Below are 15,210 nucleotides of genomic sequence, written 5' to 3'. Positions count from 1 at the left end.
GTCATGCAGTGCGATGCACAGGCCGCGGTACGCGCGGGAAAGCGGCGCGTGCCGCGGCCTGTGCCGCCGCGGTCAAATGCCATTACCAGGGCGCGGTGCGGCGCGCGTGCCGGCGGGCGGTGGTGGCGGAAGGAGAGAACATCATGCGCATGTTCCGAATCGCCCTTGCGACGCTGAGCGGGGTTGCCTTGAGCTGGCCCGCGGCGTTCGCCTTGGCCGGACCCGCCGCGATGGACGCGGCGCAGGGCCAGGCGGCGGCCTTGCAGGCACCCGCGGCGGGATCGGCCGAGGGCGGCGCGGCGGCGAGTGCCGACCCGTTCGGCAAGCCCGTGGCCAGCGATCGGCTCGGCGATCTGCGCGGCGGCGCGCTGACGATCAGCGATATGGATGTGGCGGGCACGGTGGCGAACAATACCGCCAACCGGGTGATGACGGGATCGAACGCCATCAACGAAGGTTCGTTCGCCAATGCGAGCGGCCTGTCGACCGTGGTCCAGAACACCGGGGCGAACGTGCTGATCCAGAACGCGACGATCCTCAATATCCAGTTCAAGCCATGAGACTGGCACGCTCTCTGCTGATCGCCGCGCAGCTCTCGCTGGCGCTGCTGCCGGCCGGCGTGGCATATGCGGATATCGCCAACGTGCAGGGCAGCCAGGGCGAGAATTACCAGGTCCGGGTGGTCAGCCTCAAGCAGGCGCGTTTCAAGACGACCATCCAGCAGCAGTATGACTTCAGTTGCGGCTCGGCCGCAGTGGCCACCCTCCTCACTTACCAGTACGGCTACAAGATCAACGAGGAGACGGTGTTCCAGGAAATGTACCAGAGCGGCGATCAAGCGAAGATCCGCCGCGAAGGATTCTCGCTGCTCGACATGAAGCGCTTCCTCGAATCGCGCGGCTTCATGGCGGACGGCTACGAGCTGCCCCTGTCAAAGCTCGAGGAAACGCAGATACCGGCCATCGTGCTGGTGATCGAGAACGGCTACCACCACTTCGTTGTCGTCAAGGGCGTGCGCGGCTCCCGTGTGCTGATCGGCGATCCCGCCACCGGCACGCGCGCGATCTCGCGCGAACACTTCAACGCGATCTGGGACAGCCAGTTGCTGTTCGTGATCCACAACCACGAGGAGGCGGCGCGCTTCAACCTGGCCGCCGACTGGCGGGTCGCACCGAGCGGGCCGCTGGAGATGGGGGTGAACCGCGACAGCCTGTTCTTCACGGTCATGCCGAAGCATGGCCCTGGGGATTTCTAGGAATCGAGATCATGTTGCGAACCCCACTGCCCCGCCCGCGCTCCGGCGCCGGTGCGCGGGCCGCTGCGGCGCTGCTGGGCCTCGGACTGGCCTGGTGCGGCGCCGCGCAAGCGATCAATCCGCTGCAGCGTGAAGACGGCGCTGGCGATGCGATGGATGGCGCGTCGGCTAGGTCCGGGCAGGGCAGTGCGCTGTCGCGCGCTCGAGACGGCATGGCGGCCTGGGAACCGGTCGCGGCCGAGCGTCTGGAAGCGCTGCGTGGCGGCTTCGATGTCGGCGCGGGCTTGCAGGTGTCGTTCGGCATCGACCGCGCCGTGCTCATCAACGGCCAGCTCGTGGTGTCGACCAGCCTGAACATTCCCGATGTCAGCCAGATCACGGCGGCGCAGGCCAATAAGCTGGCCTCTCTGCTCGGCAATGTCAGCGCCGTGGTGGCGAATGCCAACAATGCCGCAGCCGCGGCGGGCAGCAATGGTCGCGGCGGTAATGGCGCCAACGGTGGCAACGGTGGCAGCGCAAGCGTGCCGGGTACGTCCGGCGCGGCCGCGGCGGCGGCACTGGTCGGAGGTGCCGGCCTGCCGACCAGCGTGTCCAGCAATGGCACCACCACCGTAGCCACCAACGGCCTGCTGACGCTGGTACAGAACGGCGGCGGCAACAGCATCGCGCCCGGAGCCATTCCCGCCTCGCTGGCTGCCACGGTGATCCAGAATTCACTGAACAACCAGGCCATTGCGAGCCTGACCAGCATCAATGCCGCCGTCAATACCCTGGGCGCCTTCCGTGCGATGCAGGCTGGTGCGTTACTGAACAGTACGCTGATCCAATCGGCGGTATCACGGTGATGGTTTGATGCAGTGAAGCCCGAACAGGCGAGCAGGTAGCGGACGCCTGCGCAATCAGTCCGCCGTCCTGGGGAGGAGAGACGTGATGAAGACTTGGTCGTTACGGGGGATCGGCCTGGCCGGATGTTCCACCTTGCTGCTTGGCTCGCTGGCGCATGCGCAGACGCAGCCTGCAGTGGAAGACGTCGACACATCGGCCACGAAGCTGGAGGCGCTCAAGCGCGAGGTGGCCGAGCAGGCCGCGGCGCTCGATGCGATGAAACAGTCGATGGCGCAGCAGGAAGCGACCATCCGGGAATTGCGCGGCGTGCTCGGGCTCGATGTGCTCGCGCGCAAGCGGGGCGGCCAGCGTGCCGGCAGCGGCACGCCGGTGACGCCGAGCGATGCCGCGACCGCGGCCACCGCCGGCGCGGCGGCGACCAGTGCGACGCAGTCCGTACCCAATTTGCCAGCCAATGTCGTGCAGGGCGCACAGCCCGGCAGCGCGCAGGGCGACGGCATGCCGCTGGCCGGCGATCCGGAGCCCGTCGGTGTGGCGCCGCAGCGCGACGCGCGCCCGCCGGAGGTGGCGCCGATCTTCGACCAGCCCGGCGTGCTGACGCCAGCGAAGAAGCTGGTGATCGAGCCCTCGTTCCAATATGGCTATTCCTCAAGCGATCGCGTGGCGCTGATCGGCTACACCATCATTCCCGCCATCCTGATCGGCCTGATCGACGTGCGCCAGGTCAAGACTTCGACCTATGTGTCGGCGCTGGCTTTCCGCTACGGACTGACCAACCGGCTCGAGATCGAGGCCAAGGTGCCCTATGTGCATGCGACCACCGACACGATCAGCCGCGAGATCTTCACGGGCTCGGCCAATGACAACGCCTTCGGTGCCTCGGGCTCGGGCCTCGGCGACGTCGAAGCGACCATCCGCTACCAGCTCAACCAGGGCACCGAGCGCCTGCCCTACTTCATCGGCTGGCTGCGCTACAAGTCGCGCACGGGGCGGGACCCCTTCGAGGTCACCACCGATTGCGTGACGCGCTGCGTGGCCAATACGACGGGCACGGGGCTGCCGCTGTCGATGCCGACCGGCACCGGCTTCCAGGCGATCCAGCCCGGCATCACCTGGCTGTTCCCGAGCGACCCTGCCGTGTTCTTCGGCACCTTCAGCTATCTGCACAATTTCACGCGCAGCAATGTGAGCCGCACCGTGTTGGGCGGGCAGCAGGAGTTCCTCGGCGACATCCGTGCAGGCGACATCTTCGAGTTCAGCTTCGGCGTCGGCCTGTCGCTCAACGAGAAGGCATCGTTCAGCATCGGCTATGACCAGAGCATCATCTGGCCGACCAAGCAGAACGGTGCGACGGTGCCGGGGTCGGTGCGCGTCACCCTGGGCACCTTGCTGGTGGGTTACTCGTACCGGTTCAGCAAGCGCTATACGCTGAACGTGTCGGTGGGCGCGGGCCTGACGCGCGACACGCCGGACCTGCAGGTCACGGTCCGGCTACCGATCACTTTCTGATGGCGCGTGCCGCACCGGGTGAAGCGTGCGAGCCTTTCACCGGATGCCGCCTTGCGCCGGCCATGCCGCTGGCGTACAAAGAAGTCAGCCACTCTTCCCGAGCGGCGCAAGCCGGCGGGGTGCAGAGGAGGCAACGTCCTCAAAGGAGGAGACGACCATGCGCAAACGTATCTTCTGGTTGTTGCCGGACACGGCTTGCGCGCGTCGCGCAATGGACGACCTGCTGCTGGCCCGCATCGAGCACAGCCGCATCCATTTCGTGGCGCGCGAGGACACGGACATGACGGGCCTGCACGAGGCCAATCTGTTCCAGACTTCCGACATCGTCCACGCGGCCGAGATGGGCCTGATGGTGGGCGGCGGCGTGGGCATCGTGGCCGGGGTGGTGGTGGCGATGTTCCCGATCGTCAGCGATTCGCCGCAGTGGGGCCTGGTGGGGGTGCTGGCGGTCCTGGGCGCGATCATCGGAGCCTGGGCGTCCAGCATGATCGGCAGTTCGGTGCCCAACAGCCGTCTGCGCTCGTTCACGACCGACATCGAGGCCGGCAAGATCCTGCTGATGGTGGACGTGCCGCGCGGCCGCGTAGACGAGATCGAACAGCTGCTGCAGCGGACCCATCCGGAAGCCCGCTTCGCCGGCCTGGATCCGGCCATACCGGCCTTCCCCTGAACCGTTCCGGCCCGGCATGCCGGGCATGCTGACGCGGCCGGCCTGCGGGCCGGCCGCGTCGTTGCCGGCTGCGGTATAGTCTGCGCATGACTACCGCACCCGACATGCCCGCAGCCTCCGCGGCATCCGCTTCGTCAACTTCGTCAGCCTCGTCCGCAACTTCCGCCGCTTCATCTCCTGCGGCCGGCGCGCCATTCGCGCTGCACGGCCGCGTGGCTCTCGTCACCGGCGGTGCGCAGGGCCTGGGCGAGGCCATTGCCGCGGGCCTGGCCGCGGCGGGCGCCCACGTGCTGGTGGTGGCGCGCTCGGCGCCGCGCGTTGCCGCCGCCGTCGACCGCTTGCGCGCGCTAGGCGGCAGCGCCGAAGGACTGCCGCTGGACATCACCGACGATGCCGCCGTGGAGGCCGCCTTCGCGCACATCGATGCCGCGCACGGCCGTCTCGACATCCTGGTCAACAATGCCGGCGCGCGCCAGCGCAGTACCATGGCAGAGCTCGGCGCGGCCGAGCTGCGCAGCATGCTGGAGACCAACCTGGTGGCACCGTATGCGCTGTGCCGCCACGCCGCGCAGCGCATGCGCGCGGGGGGCTACGGGCGCATCGTCAACGTCAGCTCGATCGCCGGCCAGGTAGCGCGCTATGGCGACGTGCTCTATCCGGCCACCAAGGGCGGGCTCGATGCGCTCACCCGTGCCATGGCCGCCGAACTCGGCCGCGAGGGCATCACCGTCAATGCCGTCGCGCCGGGTTATTTCGCCACCGAACCCAACCAGCCGATGGTGGCCGATGCCACCGTGGCGCAGTGGCTGCGCGACCGCACCTCGCTGGGCCGCTGGGGCAGGCCGGACGAAGTGGCCGGCGCGGTGGTGTTCCTGGCCTCGCCGGCCGCCTCCTATGTCACCGGCCACGTGCTGGCCGTCGACGGCGGCTACCTCGGCCACTTCTAACTCTAACGCGGCTGACGCGGCTGACGCGGTTTCAGGCGCGGACCCGGACCCGTCCCGGCGCCGGCCCGGCCGTCGCCGTAGTGCGCGCGCAGGTCCTCGATCAAGGCCGCCGCCGCGGCGGTGTCGCCACGCTCCTTCAGGCGTATCAGGCAGATATCGCGCGACAGTCCGGGGATCTGCAGCGGCCGCACCACGAGGCCCTCGCGGCGGAACTGGAACAGTGCCAGCGTCGGCACCGCGGTGATGCCGAGGCCGGCCGCCACCAGCCCCGCGACCGTGGCGAGCTGTTCCACCTCCATCACGCCTTCCAGGCGCTCCGGGTGCAGCGCGGCGTCCAGGTGCTGGCGCACGCTGCTGGTGCGCGAAAGATGGATGAAGGGATGGCCGGCCAATGCCTGCGGCGTGACGCTGCGCCGCGCGGCCAGTGCGTGGCCGGCCGGGCAGACCAGGTGGAAGCGCTCGCGCAGCAGCGGCTCGACGCGCAGGTCGGCGGCCTGGGCCGGCGCCGGCGCCAGCGCGAAGTCGGCGCGGGCGCGCCGCACGAGGTCGATGCAGCCGTCGGCCAGCAGGTCGAACAGTGCGATCTCGATGCCCGGATAGCGCGCGCGGAAGGCCGCCAGCAGCGGTGGCAGGTCGCCCGCCGCCAGCGACGGCAGGGCGGCGATGGAGACGCGCCCCTTGCGCCGCAGCGCGTGGTCGCGCAGGTCGGCCAGCGCCGCCTCGAAGTCGGCCAGCAGGCGCCGCGCCACTTCCTCGAAGCGCCGTCCGTCCGCGCTGAGCTCGACATGGCGCGTGGTGCGCTCGAACAGGCGGCTGCCGGCCTGCTCTTCGAGCGTGTGGATCAAGGTGCTGAAGGCCGACTGCGACAGGTGGCAGGCCTGTGCCGCGCGGGTGAAGTTGCGTTGCTCGGCGAGCGCCACGAAGGCGCGCAGGTGCTTGACCGACAGGTTCATGCGGCGGACCCGTTCTGTTCATCCAGGATTTCGATAGATTAATCCAAACTATCCATTTCTGAGATAACTGCGTCCAACCTAGAATGGCCTGGCCGGCGGGAATCGTCCCGCCGCGATCCAGGATGGTCCGTTCCATGACCGCATCATTGTTGATCGGCTCGGGCGCCGGTTTCTCCGGCGACCGTACCGATGCCGCCCTGCCGGTGGTCCGCACGCTGATCGCGTCCGGCCAGCCGGGCGTGCTGATCTTCGAGACGCTGGCCGAGCGCACCTTGGCGCTGGCCCAGCTCGCGCGCCGCCAGGACCCGGCAGGCGGCTACGAGCCGCTGCTCGACGCCCTGCTGAGCCCCGTGCTGGGGCCTTGCCTGGCGCACCGCATTCCCATCGTCGGCAATTTCGGCGCGGCCAATCCGCGTGCGGCGGCGCGGCGCGTGCTGGCGCTTGCCGCCAGCCTCGGCCTGCCGGCGCCGCGCGTGGCGGTGGTCGAGGGCGACGACCTCTCGCATCCTGCCGGCCGCACGCTGCTGCAAGGCATCGTCGGCGCGGACTTCGATGCGGCGCGCCTGGTCTGCGCCAATGCCTATATCGGCGCCCAAGGCATCGCCGACGCCCTGCGCGCCGGGGCCGACGTGGTGGTGTGCGGCCGCGTGGCCGACCCGGCATTGGCGGTAGGGCCGGCCATGGCGCACTTCGGCTGGTCCTGGCAGGACTGGGACCGGCTGGCATGCGCGACCATCGCCGGCCACCTGCTCGAATGCGGGGCGCAGGTGACCGGTGGCTACTTTGCCGATCCCGGTTTCAAGGACGTGCCCGACGTGCACGCGCTCGGCTACCCGATCGCGCAGCTCGGCGCGGACGGCGGCATCGAGATCTTCAAGGCCGCCGGCACCGGCGGCTGCGTAGACCTGCGCACGGTGAAGGAGCAACTGCTGTACGAAGTGCACGACCCCGCCGCCTACCTGACGCCGGACGTGGTGGCAGACATCAGCGCGGTTACGCTCGCACAGGCCGGCCCGGACCGCGTGGCGGTGCGGCAGGTGCGCGGCCACCCGCGTCCCGAGCAGCTCAAGGCCAACCTGTTCTACGAAGGGGGCTGGATCGCCGAAGGCGAGATCTCGTACGCCGGTCCCAATGCGGCCGCGCGCGCGCGTCTGGCGGCGCAGATCGTGCGGCGGCGCATGGAGGGGCTCGGCCACGCGGTGCCGATCCGCTTCGACCTGATCGGCGTGCTCAGCGTGTTCGCCGACGATGCCGGCGCCTTGCTCGGGCAGCCGCGGCCGGGCGAGGACGCGGCCGCCGACGTGCGCCTGCGTGCCGCGCTGGCGCACGACGAGCGCGAGGTGGCGCAGGCGCTGCTGCGCGAGGTGAACGCGCTCTATACCTGCGGTCCCGCCGGCGGCGGCGGCGTGCGCACGGCGCTGCGCCCGCGCCTGAACGCCACCTCATGCCTGGTGCCGCGCGGCGCCGTGTCCCCCAGCCATACCCTGATCGCATCATGACCGAGACCGTCGCGCTCCACCGCCTTGCCCACGGCCGCACCGGCGACAAGGGCAATCGCTGCAACATCAGCGTGATCGCCTACGAGGCGGAGGATTTCGCCCACCTCGCCGAGCACGTCACCGAGCAGGCTGTCGCCACCCTGTTCGAGCACCGCCGGCCGAGCGCCGTGCGCCGTTACCTGGTGCCCTCGCTGCAGGCGATGAACTTCGTCATCGACGGTGTGCTCGACGGCGGCGTCAACGACGCGCTCAACCTCGATACGCACGGCAAGGCCCTGGCCTTCCTGCTGCTGCAACTGGAGATCCCGTTGCCGCCGCGCCTGCGCGCCGCCTGACCTCTGCCGCGCGCGCGGCCCCCTGCAAGACCCTCAGCAAAACACAGGAGACAACCCCATGCCAGCCATTTCCCGCTCCGCGCGCGCCGCGGCGCTCGCCGCCGCCGCCTTCGCCGCCCTTGCCCTGCCCGCCGGCGCGCACGCCGAGTTCCCCGACAAGCCGATCCGCTTCGTGGTGCCGTTCGCCGCCGGCAGCGCCACCGACCAGCTCGCCCGCGCCATCGGCCAGGCCATGAGCGTGGAGGCCAAGGTGAGCGTGGTGGTGGACGACAAGCCGGGCGCCAACGGCTTCATCGCGGCCGGCGACGTGGCCAAGGCCAGCCCGGACGGCTACACGGTGCTGATCACGACCAACACCACGCACGCCGCCAACGAGCACCTGTACAAGAAGCTGCCCTACGACCCGGTCAAGGATTTCGCGCCGCTGAGCGCGCTCGGCCGCGGCGGCCAGATCATGGTGGTCAATCCGCAGCTGCCGGTGAAGACGGTGGGCGAGTTCATCGCGCTGGCGAAGAAGCAGCCGGGCAAGCTCAGCTTCGGCAGCGGCAGCTCGTCCTCGCGCATCGCCGGCGAGCTGTTCCAGCAGATGGCGCATGTGGAACTGCTGCACGTGCCCTACAAGAGCAATCCGCTTGCCGTCACCGACCTGCTCGGCAACCAGATCCAGATGATGATCACCGACACCGCGACCGGCCTGCCGCAGGTCAAGAGCGGCAAGCTGCGCGCGCTGGGCGTGTCGGGCAAGGCGCGCTCGCCGCTGGCGCCGGACGTACCCACCATCGACGAGGCCGGCGTCAAGGGCTATGAGATGAGCTACTGGTTCGCCGCCTATGCCCCCGCCGGCACGCCGCCTGCCGTGGTGGGCCGGCTCAATGCGCTGCTGGTGAAGGCCGCGCACAGCGAGACCGCGGCCACCTTCTACCAGACCACCGGCACCGAGGTGTTCACCGGCAGTCCGGCGGAGCTGGCGAAGTTCCAGGCGCAGGAGTCGGCCAAGTGGGGCCGCATCATCAAGGCGGCCAACATCCAGCCGGAATGACGCGGCGGCGCCGGGCGGCGCCCGGAGCCCCTGCCGGCGGCAGGGGCTCGCCGCCGCGCGGGTCGGCGCGCGGCTAAGATGCGGCGGTCTCCCACCTTTTCCCGCTTGCCATGTCCCATCCCGCCAGCAGCGCGCAGGCGCTGATCGAAACCTATATCCGCGCCAAGGACGAGAACCGCCCGCACCGCATGGCTGCCGCCTTCGCCGCGGACGCACAACTGCGCATGACGGTGAAGACCGAGGCCATCGCCTTCCCCGCGGCCACCGAAGGCCTGGCGCAGATCAGCGACGTGCTGGTGCGCCGCTTCGGCCAGCGCTACGACAATGTCTACACCTTCTGCCTGGGCACGCCGCCGGCGCCCGACGCGGATGCGTTCACCTGCGCCTGGCTGGTCGGCATGAGCGACAAGGACAGCGGCGGCGTGCGCGTGGGCTGCGGCAGCTACGACTGGCGCTTCGCCATGGGCGAGCCTCGCCGCGTGCAGTCGCTGGAGATCGTCATCGAGGCGATGGAGATCCTGGCGCCCGAGGCCGCGCACGACGTGCTCGACGGCTGGCTGGCCCGGCTGCCTTATCCCTGGTGCGGGGCGGCGCAGGCGCGCGCCCGGGCGCCGGCCCTCGACGGCCTGGCGCCGGTGCTGCAGTTCCTCGCGGCCGTCGGCTCCTGAGTGTTGCCGGCGCCTCTCGCGGCGGGGCGGCGTCAGCGTGCCGTACCCGCGTCGGAGGCGGGCGACCCCGGCGGCGGGGTGCCGGGGCGATCGAAGACCTCCACCGTGTCGCCCGTGCGCACCGAACGCTTGCCCAGGCGCGGGAAATCCACGATCTCGGCCTCGCGGTGCTCACCGCCGCACAGGTAGACCAGGTCCTGGTCGCCGGCATTGACCAGGTGGTGGGCCACGCCCGTGGCCGGGAAGGCCATGAAGTCGCCCGCGCCGACCTCGAACACCTCACCGTCGATTTCCGCGACGCCGCGTCCCGAGAGGATGTAGATCCACTCTTCCTCGAGGTGATGCGCGTGATACACGAAGGATTCCTTGCCCGGCGGCACCGTGGTGAAGTTGACGCCGGTGCGGCGCAGGCCGAGCATGCGGCCGAGCCTGGCGCCGGTGATCTCGGAGTTGGGGTTCCAGGGGTGGCGGAAGGTGTGCAGGCCGGCCTGGACCTGGTCGGCACGCAGCAGCAGGGGATGACCGTCTTTCATGGCTGCGCTCTCCTCGACGGAAGCTCCAGCCTCCAGTCTAGAACCTGCGCAGGGCGTGCGCGGGATCTGCGCACGATGTGCGCACGGTGGGCGGATCTGCGCCGGACCCGGGCTCCGCCCCGGTCAGCGTTTGAAACCCAGCACCAGCACGCCAGCGCCGACCAGCAGGATGCCGGCCCACTCGCGCAGGCTGGGCCGCTCGCCGAGGAAGATCACGGCGAACACGGCCACCAGCAGCAGGCTGAGCTTGTCCACCGGCGCCACCTTGGAGGCATCGCCAATCTTGAGCGCGCGGAAGTAGCAGACCCAGGAAGCGCCCGTGGCCAGCCCGGACAGCACCAGGAAGGTCCAGGTCCTGGGCGAGAGCGCGAGCGGATTGCTCCACTTGCCGGTGTAGAACACGAACAGGCTCAGCACGACGATGATCACCCCGGTGCGGATCAGCGTGGCAAGGTCGGAATTGACGCCTTCCAGGCCGATCTTGGCGAAAATCGCGGTGAGCGCGGCGAAGGCCGCCGACAGCAGGGCCCAGTGGAACCAGGTGGTGGAAGCGCTCATCGGTGGCCGCGCCGCGTTCAGGAACGGCGGCGTTCCATGGCGACCATCGACGGGGTGAAGCCGAGCTGGCCGAAGAAGGCCGCTTCGGACGAGCGCGCCGCGCGCAGCACCCAGGTGATGTCGGGATCGTCGCCCATGACGTGGCGCATCAGCGCCCGGCCGACGCCCTGGCGGCGGTGGCTCGGGGCGACCGCCACCATGGACAGGTAGCCGTCCGAGATGCCGTCGCACAGCGCCCGCGCGAAGCCGACGATGCGGCCGCCGTCGACCGCGACCGCGACGCGCTGCGAGTTCGCCACGAGTTGCGCGAAGCGCTCGGGATTGTTGACCCGGTGGGCCCAGCCGTTCTCTGCAAGGAGTTGCCTGGCGGCCTCGATGTCTGCGGGCACCAGATTTCGGATTTCCATCAACGGCTCTCCTTGCCAAACGTGTACAGCACTCCGCCGTGCCGCCATGCCGTCGGTGGCGCGGTGAGTCCGGACGCCGTCCGCGCGGGGCGGGCGGCGTAATTGGCGCAGAGTTTAGCGAGCGGGTGCGCCAGCGTCAATTTTGCCGGTGCCGGGCCGGCCGGCGTTCCACCGGCGGCGGGCTCCGCGGCGGGTGCCTGGCGCACGCACCACCGGCATGCCCGCGCCGGCGGGCGGCACGGTATCATCGGTCCATGAACGCCGCCATCTATTCCCCCGCCCATCCCGCCGACCAACTGGCCGAATTCACCGACGCGGACGCCGCGCTGACGCGCATCACCGAGATCTACCGGCACTCGGTCAGTGCCATCAAGGCACGTTTCGATGCCTTCGCGCAGGGCCGGCCCCTGCCCTCGGCGGCCCATGCCTGCTATCCCTACCTGGGCATCTCGGTCAACCTGGAAACCATGGTGACCGACAGCCGGCCATCCTGGGGCACGGTGGCCTATCCGGGGGTCTATGGCACCACGCTGACGCGGCCGGACCTGTTCGCCGACTATTTCCGCGACCAGATCGAGCGCCTGATGCGCTATCACCGCGTGCCGGTGGTGGTCGGCACCAGCCGGCGCCCGATCCCGCTGCCCTTCGTCATCGAGGCGTCCACCACCGACATCAACCACACGCAGGCGCGCGAACTGGCGGCATCGTTCGTGCTGCCCGAACTGAGCCGCATCGACGATGCCATCGCCAACGGCACCTACGAATCGGTGCCGGGCGAGGCCGATCCGCTGTCGATGTTCCCGGCCGAGCGCGTCGATCTCGCGCTGCAGCGGCTGTACCACTACACCGGCACCGCACCCGAGCACTTCCAGCGCTTCGTGCTGTTCACCAACTACCAGCGCTACGTCGACGAGTTCATCGAGCTGGGCCGCTCGCACATGGCGGCGGAGCACGACGACGGCAACGGCTACGTGCGCTTCGTCGAGCCGGGCGACGTGGTGCAGGAGCGCGGCGGCGCGGTGCCGGACGACGCCGCGCGGCCGCGCGCCTTGCCGCAGATGCCGGCCTACCACCTGGTGCGCGGCGACAAGCTGGGCGTGACGCTGGTCAACATCGGCGTCGGCCCGTCGAACGCCAAGACCATGACCGACCACCTGGCCGTGCTGCGTCCGCACTGCTGGCTGATGGTCGGCCACTGCGGCGGCCTGCGCCGCTCGCAGCAGCTCGGCGACTACGTGCTGGCGCACGCCTATGTGCGTGACGACCACGTGCTCGACCAGGACCTGCCGCCGTGGGTGCCGGTGCCGCCGATCGCCGAGATCCAGGTGGCGCTGCAGGAGGCGGTGGCACGCGTGACCGGCCTGTCGGGGACCGAGATGAAGACGCGCATGCGCACCGGCACGGTGGTGTCCACCGACGATCGTAACTGGGAGCTGAAATCGAAGGCGCTGTACGCGCGCTTCAACCAGTCGCGCGCGATCGCCATCGACATGGAAAGCGCCACCGTGGCAGCCAACGGCTTCCGCCTGCGCGTGCCCTATGGCACGCTGCTGTGCGTATCGGACAAGCCGCTGCACGGCGAGCTGAAGCTGCGTGGCATGGCCAACGCGTTCTACCGCCAGCGCGTCAGCCAGCACATGACCATCGGCCTGGAGGCGATCCGCATCCTGCGCGAGAACGGCGTCGAGCAGCTGCATTCGCGCAAGCTGCGCAGCTTCGACGAACCGGCCTTCCGCTGAGGCGGCCTTCGTGCGGACGCCGCACGAAGGTCGGCATGAACGCCGGCGCGGCGGCAGGGAGCCCCTGCCGCCGCGCCGGGTAGGAAGAGGGAGGCGGGCCGGGCCCGCCGCCTTCAGAAGCGGTAGCCCACACCCATGCTGAACAGCCACGGGTCGAGACTGACCGACGAGATCTTGGTGCCGTTGGACTTGATGTCGCTGGAGATCCAGGTCTTCTTGATGTCCGCGTTCAGGAACCAGTGCTTGGTCAGCCTGTAGTCCATGCCGATCTGCAGCGCGGGCCCCACGCTCCACTGGTCGAGCGCCAGGCCGCCGGCGATATCGGCACCCCAGATGCGCGTCACGTTCACGCCCACGCCCACGTAGGGGCGGAAGGTGCCTTCGGGCTGCAGGTGGTATTGCAGCATGAGGGAAGGCGGCAGGTGCTTGAACGAGCCGATCTTGGTGCCGCCCAGGTAGACGTCCTGCTTCTGCGGCACGGTCAGCACCAGCTCGGTGGCGATGTGCGGCGTGATGAAGTACGTCACGTCCAGTTCGGGGATCCACTTGTTGTTGACCGTCACGAGGTCGCTGGGGCCGACGCCGCCGATCGGGGCGGACGTATTGTCCATGTTCAGGTAGGTGCCGCGCAGGCGCACCATCCAGTTGCCTTGCGGCTCCACATCGGCGGCGGAGGCCGGCACGGCGGCGAACAGGGACAGCGCGGCGATGGCGAGGCAGGCGGCGCGGGTGGGGAGGAGAGGTCTGGCTTGGCTCATGGTCTTCTTGCTCTGGTTGCTCAATCTGCGAGGCCGGTCAGGTCGGCCGTTTGACGAGACCAGTGTGACCGAGGCCACTTTCCGGGGCTTTGACGCAACGCAATAAGTCGGCCGCGGTGTCTCGCCGCTGCCACAGCCCGCCACGCGAGCGCGCAGCGGCATCGCTCATGCGCCGCGCATGCCTCGTGCACACATCCCGCGCGCACATCCCGCGCACATCCCTCACGCGCTGTCTATCCACATGCGGAATGATTCGTGGCGCCGCGCGGCGCCCGCCCTTACGCTATGCGCACGGTCTGATCGCCGCGTGCCAGGCGCGCGGCGGCGGGCCAAGGAGCATGTCGTGGGCGTCCGCAAGGACGTCTTTGCCGGCGCGTCCCGTGGGGGCGGGACGCACCGGCATTCTTTTTCCACGGCGTTTTCCTGTCCTGCCCACTGCGGCCACGTCGTGCCCTCGTGCCCTCGTGCCCTCGGGCCCCCGTGTTCCGCGTCCCGTTCGCTGCGTCCGTTCCATCCCATTCCCGATTCCCTTGATCGCTGCGGCCACGCCCGCTCGCCTCGGCGCGGGCTCGCGCAGGCGGCACGGCGATGCTGCCACGGGAACCTCGTCGTCGCTGGGCTGGGATGGGCGCGACATGGCGGGCGTACCCATTTCTGCGTGCATCACCCGAGGGGGTGGCAGGCCCCGAAAACGGGGCGCCGGTGCGGCCCGAAGGCTGCGCACGGCCCAGCCCAGCGGTATCCGCCGAGGGCATTGATGCCAGCGTGGGCATGACGGCAATGTGGTGGGCGTACCCGTTTCTGCGTGCGCCGGCTCCGGCCGGTCCGGGGGGCGGATGCTGCTGGAGCGAGGCCGGAATGACGGGCCGGAAGCGCGCCGAAAGAGTACCTCCGGCGGTGGCTCACCCCGGCGCTGACGTGGCGGCTCGGCTGTCGCGGCGCCGCTCCGGGAGCGAAAGCGTACCCGTTTCTGCGTGCCCGGGCGGAGGCAGGAAAGGCCTGTGGCTGCGCGGCGGATGGGCGTGCGTGTCCCGGGGCGCGGGTGCGTCCGTGGCCGGGATCGTGCGAGGGGAGCGGGTGGGACCGGGGAGGGTCGGCGAGGCGGGCCCGGCGCCGGAGGACAGGTGAGCAGTGCGGGCGCGGCGGCAGCCGCCGCCGGCGTGGCTCAGGGCTTGCGTACCAGCCGCACCGGCTGCTCGGCCGGCGGCGTGCTCGAGGCGCAGGTATTGCAGCCGCCGCTGTCGCAGCCGCTGGCGCAGCCGGCGGCCGCCTGCGGGGCCAGCCATGCGACCAGGCGTGCGCGCCAGCCGGTGGCGGCCGGGCCGCCCAGGCCGGCTGCCAGTGCGGCCTTGAAGCGCTCGCGTGTGCGCGGCGCATAGCGGGCCGCCACCGACAGCGCGCAGGCCAGCACGATCAGCGGCACCAGCAGGCTTTCGAAGGCGTGGTAGAGGCTCATGGCTTGGGCTCCCGGGTTCCTGGAATCGAGCGGGCCGC

General features: G+C 70.0%; 17 protein-coding genes. 11 read left to right on the top strand and 6 right to left on the bottom strand.

What is annotated here, in order from left to right:
* Positions 1 to 143: 143 nt before the first annotated feature.
* The 6 genes from BKK81_RS21570 to BKK81_RS21545 all read left to right on the top strand — a co-directional run bounded on the left by BKK81_RS21570 (position 144) and on the right by BKK81_RS21545 (position 5,227).
* Positions 144 to 560 carry a hypothetical protein gene (locus BKK81_RS21570; protein ID WP_071017579.1) on the top strand — a complete coding sequence of 139 codons (417 nt, stop codon included), beginning with the start codon at positions 144 to 146 and terminating at the stop codon, positions 558 to 560.
* Positions 557 to 1,255 carry a C39 family peptidase gene (locus BKK81_RS21565; RefSeq protein WP_071017577.1) on the top strand — a complete coding sequence of 233 codons (699 nt, stop codon included), beginning with the start codon at positions 557 to 559 and terminating at the stop codon, positions 1,253 to 1,255. The genes BKK81_RS21570 and BKK81_RS21565 overlap by 4 nt, the downstream gene beginning before the upstream one ends.
* 11 nt (positions 1,256 to 1,266) lie before the next feature.
* Complete coding sequence (locus BKK81_RS21560; protein ID WP_071017575.1) at positions 1,267 to 2,100, top strand: hypothetical protein; 834 nt, start codon at positions 1,267 to 1,269, stop codon at positions 2,098 to 2,100.
* A gap of 85 nt (positions 2,101 to 2,185) precedes the next feature.
* A complete protein-coding gene (locus BKK81_RS21555) occupies positions 2,186 to 3,610 on the top strand; it encodes an acetate kinase (protein ID WP_071017573.1) in 1,425 nt (474 codons plus the stop codon).
* Positions 3,611 to 3,767: 157 nt separating this feature from the next.
* Positions 3,768 to 4,280: a DUF1269 domain-containing protein gene (locus BKK81_RS21550; protein ID WP_071017571.1), complete on the top strand. Its 513-nt coding sequence runs from the start codon at positions 3,768 to 3,770 to the stop codon at positions 4,278 to 4,280.
* A gap of 212 nt (positions 4,281 to 4,492) precedes the next feature.
* On the top strand, positions 4,493 to 5,227 hold the full coding sequence (locus BKK81_RS21545; RefSeq protein WP_231908190.1) for an SDR family oxidoreductase: 735 nt from the start codon (positions 4,493 to 4,495) through the stop codon (positions 5,225 to 5,227).
* A gap of 2 nt (positions 5,228 to 5,229) precedes the next feature.
* Here BKK81_RS21545 and BKK81_RS21540 read toward each other — a convergent pair whose 3' ends face one another.
* Complete coding sequence (locus BKK81_RS21540; RefSeq protein WP_071017569.1) at positions 5,230 to 6,180, bottom strand: LysR family transcriptional regulator; 951 nt, start codon at positions 6,178 to 6,180, stop codon at positions 5,230 to 5,232.
* 134 nt (positions 6,181 to 6,314) lie between these two features.
* Between BKK81_RS21540 and BKK81_RS21535 the strand changes: the two genes are divergently transcribed.
* The 4 genes from BKK81_RS21535 to BKK81_RS21520 all read left to right on the top strand — a co-directional run bounded on the left by BKK81_RS21535 (position 6,315) and on the right by BKK81_RS21520 (position 9,721).
* Entirely contained in the window at positions 6,315 to 7,679 is a 1,365-nt protein-coding gene (locus BKK81_RS21535) for an acyclic terpene utilization AtuA family protein (RefSeq protein WP_071017567.1), read from the top strand.
* Positions 7,676 to 8,014, top strand: coding sequence for an AtuA-related protein (locus BKK81_RS21530; RefSeq protein WP_071017565.1), 339 nt, complete (start codon positions 7,676 to 7,678; stop codon positions 8,012 to 8,014). Before BKK81_RS21535 ends, BKK81_RS21530 begins: the two co-directional genes overlap by 4 nt.
* A gap of 58 nt (positions 8,015 to 8,072) precedes the next feature.
* On the top strand, positions 8,073 to 9,053 hold the full coding sequence (locus tag BKK81_RS21525) for a Bug family tripartite tricarboxylate transporter substrate binding protein (protein ID WP_071017564.1): 981 nt from the start codon (positions 8,073 to 8,075) through the stop codon (positions 9,051 to 9,053).
* 110 nt (positions 9,054 to 9,163) lie between these two features.
* Positions 9,164 to 9,721, top strand: a complete 558-nt coding sequence (locus BKK81_RS21520) for a hypothetical protein (RefSeq protein WP_071017562.1) — start codon at positions 9,164 to 9,166, stop codon at positions 9,719 to 9,721.
* Between the two features lie 32 nt (positions 9,722 to 9,753).
* Here BKK81_RS21520 and BKK81_RS21515 read toward each other — a convergent pair whose 3' ends face one another.
* From BKK81_RS21515 to BKK81_RS21505, 3 genes are all read right to left on the bottom strand, one after another.
* Complete coding sequence (locus BKK81_RS21515; RefSeq protein WP_071017560.1) at positions 9,754 to 10,254, bottom strand: cupin domain-containing protein; 501 nt, start codon at positions 10,252 to 10,254, stop codon at positions 9,754 to 9,756.
* Between the two features lie 123 nt (positions 10,255 to 10,377).
* The gene (locus tag BKK81_RS21510; protein ID WP_071017558.1) at positions 10,378 to 10,812 is read right to left on the bottom strand and encodes an EamA family transporter; all 435 of its coding nucleotides are present in this window, start codon (positions 10,810 to 10,812) and stop codon (positions 10,378 to 10,380) included.
* A gap of 17 nt (positions 10,813 to 10,829) precedes the next feature.
* Complete coding sequence (locus BKK81_RS21505) at positions 10,830 to 11,219, bottom strand: GNAT family N-acetyltransferase (protein ID WP_071017557.1); 390 nt, start codon at positions 11,217 to 11,219, stop codon at positions 10,830 to 10,832.
* Positions 11,220 to 11,473: 254 nt separating this feature from the next.
* Here BKK81_RS21505 and BKK81_RS21500 point away from each other — a divergent pair, with 254 nt between their 5' ends.
* Entirely contained in the window at positions 11,474 to 12,958 is a 1,485-nt protein-coding gene (locus tag BKK81_RS21500) for an AMP nucleosidase (protein WP_071017555.1), read from the top strand.
* 113 nt (positions 12,959 to 13,071) lie between these two features.
* Here BKK81_RS21500 and BKK81_RS21495 read toward each other — a convergent pair whose 3' ends face one another.
* Entirely contained in the window at positions 13,072 to 13,716 is a 645-nt protein-coding gene (locus BKK81_RS21495) for an OmpW/AlkL family protein (RefSeq protein WP_071017553.1), read from the bottom strand.
* A 1,165-nt stretch (positions 13,717 to 14,881) separates the two neighbouring features.
* Complete coding sequence (locus BKK81_RS21490) at positions 14,882 to 15,172, bottom strand: DUF6587 family protein (protein ID WP_071017551.1); 291 nt, start codon at positions 15,170 to 15,172, stop codon at positions 14,882 to 14,884.
* Positions 15,173 to 15,210: the final 38 nt, after the last annotated feature.

The sequence above is a fragment of the Cupriavidus sp. USMAHM13 genome, from assembly GCF_001854285.1.
GTDB classification, from domain to species: Bacteria; Pseudomonadota; Gammaproteobacteria; order Burkholderiales; family Burkholderiaceae; genus Cupriavidus; species Cupriavidus malaysiensis.
Note: the sequence above shows the minus strand (reverse complement) of the source record. Positions and strands in the feature narration are given on the sequence as shown.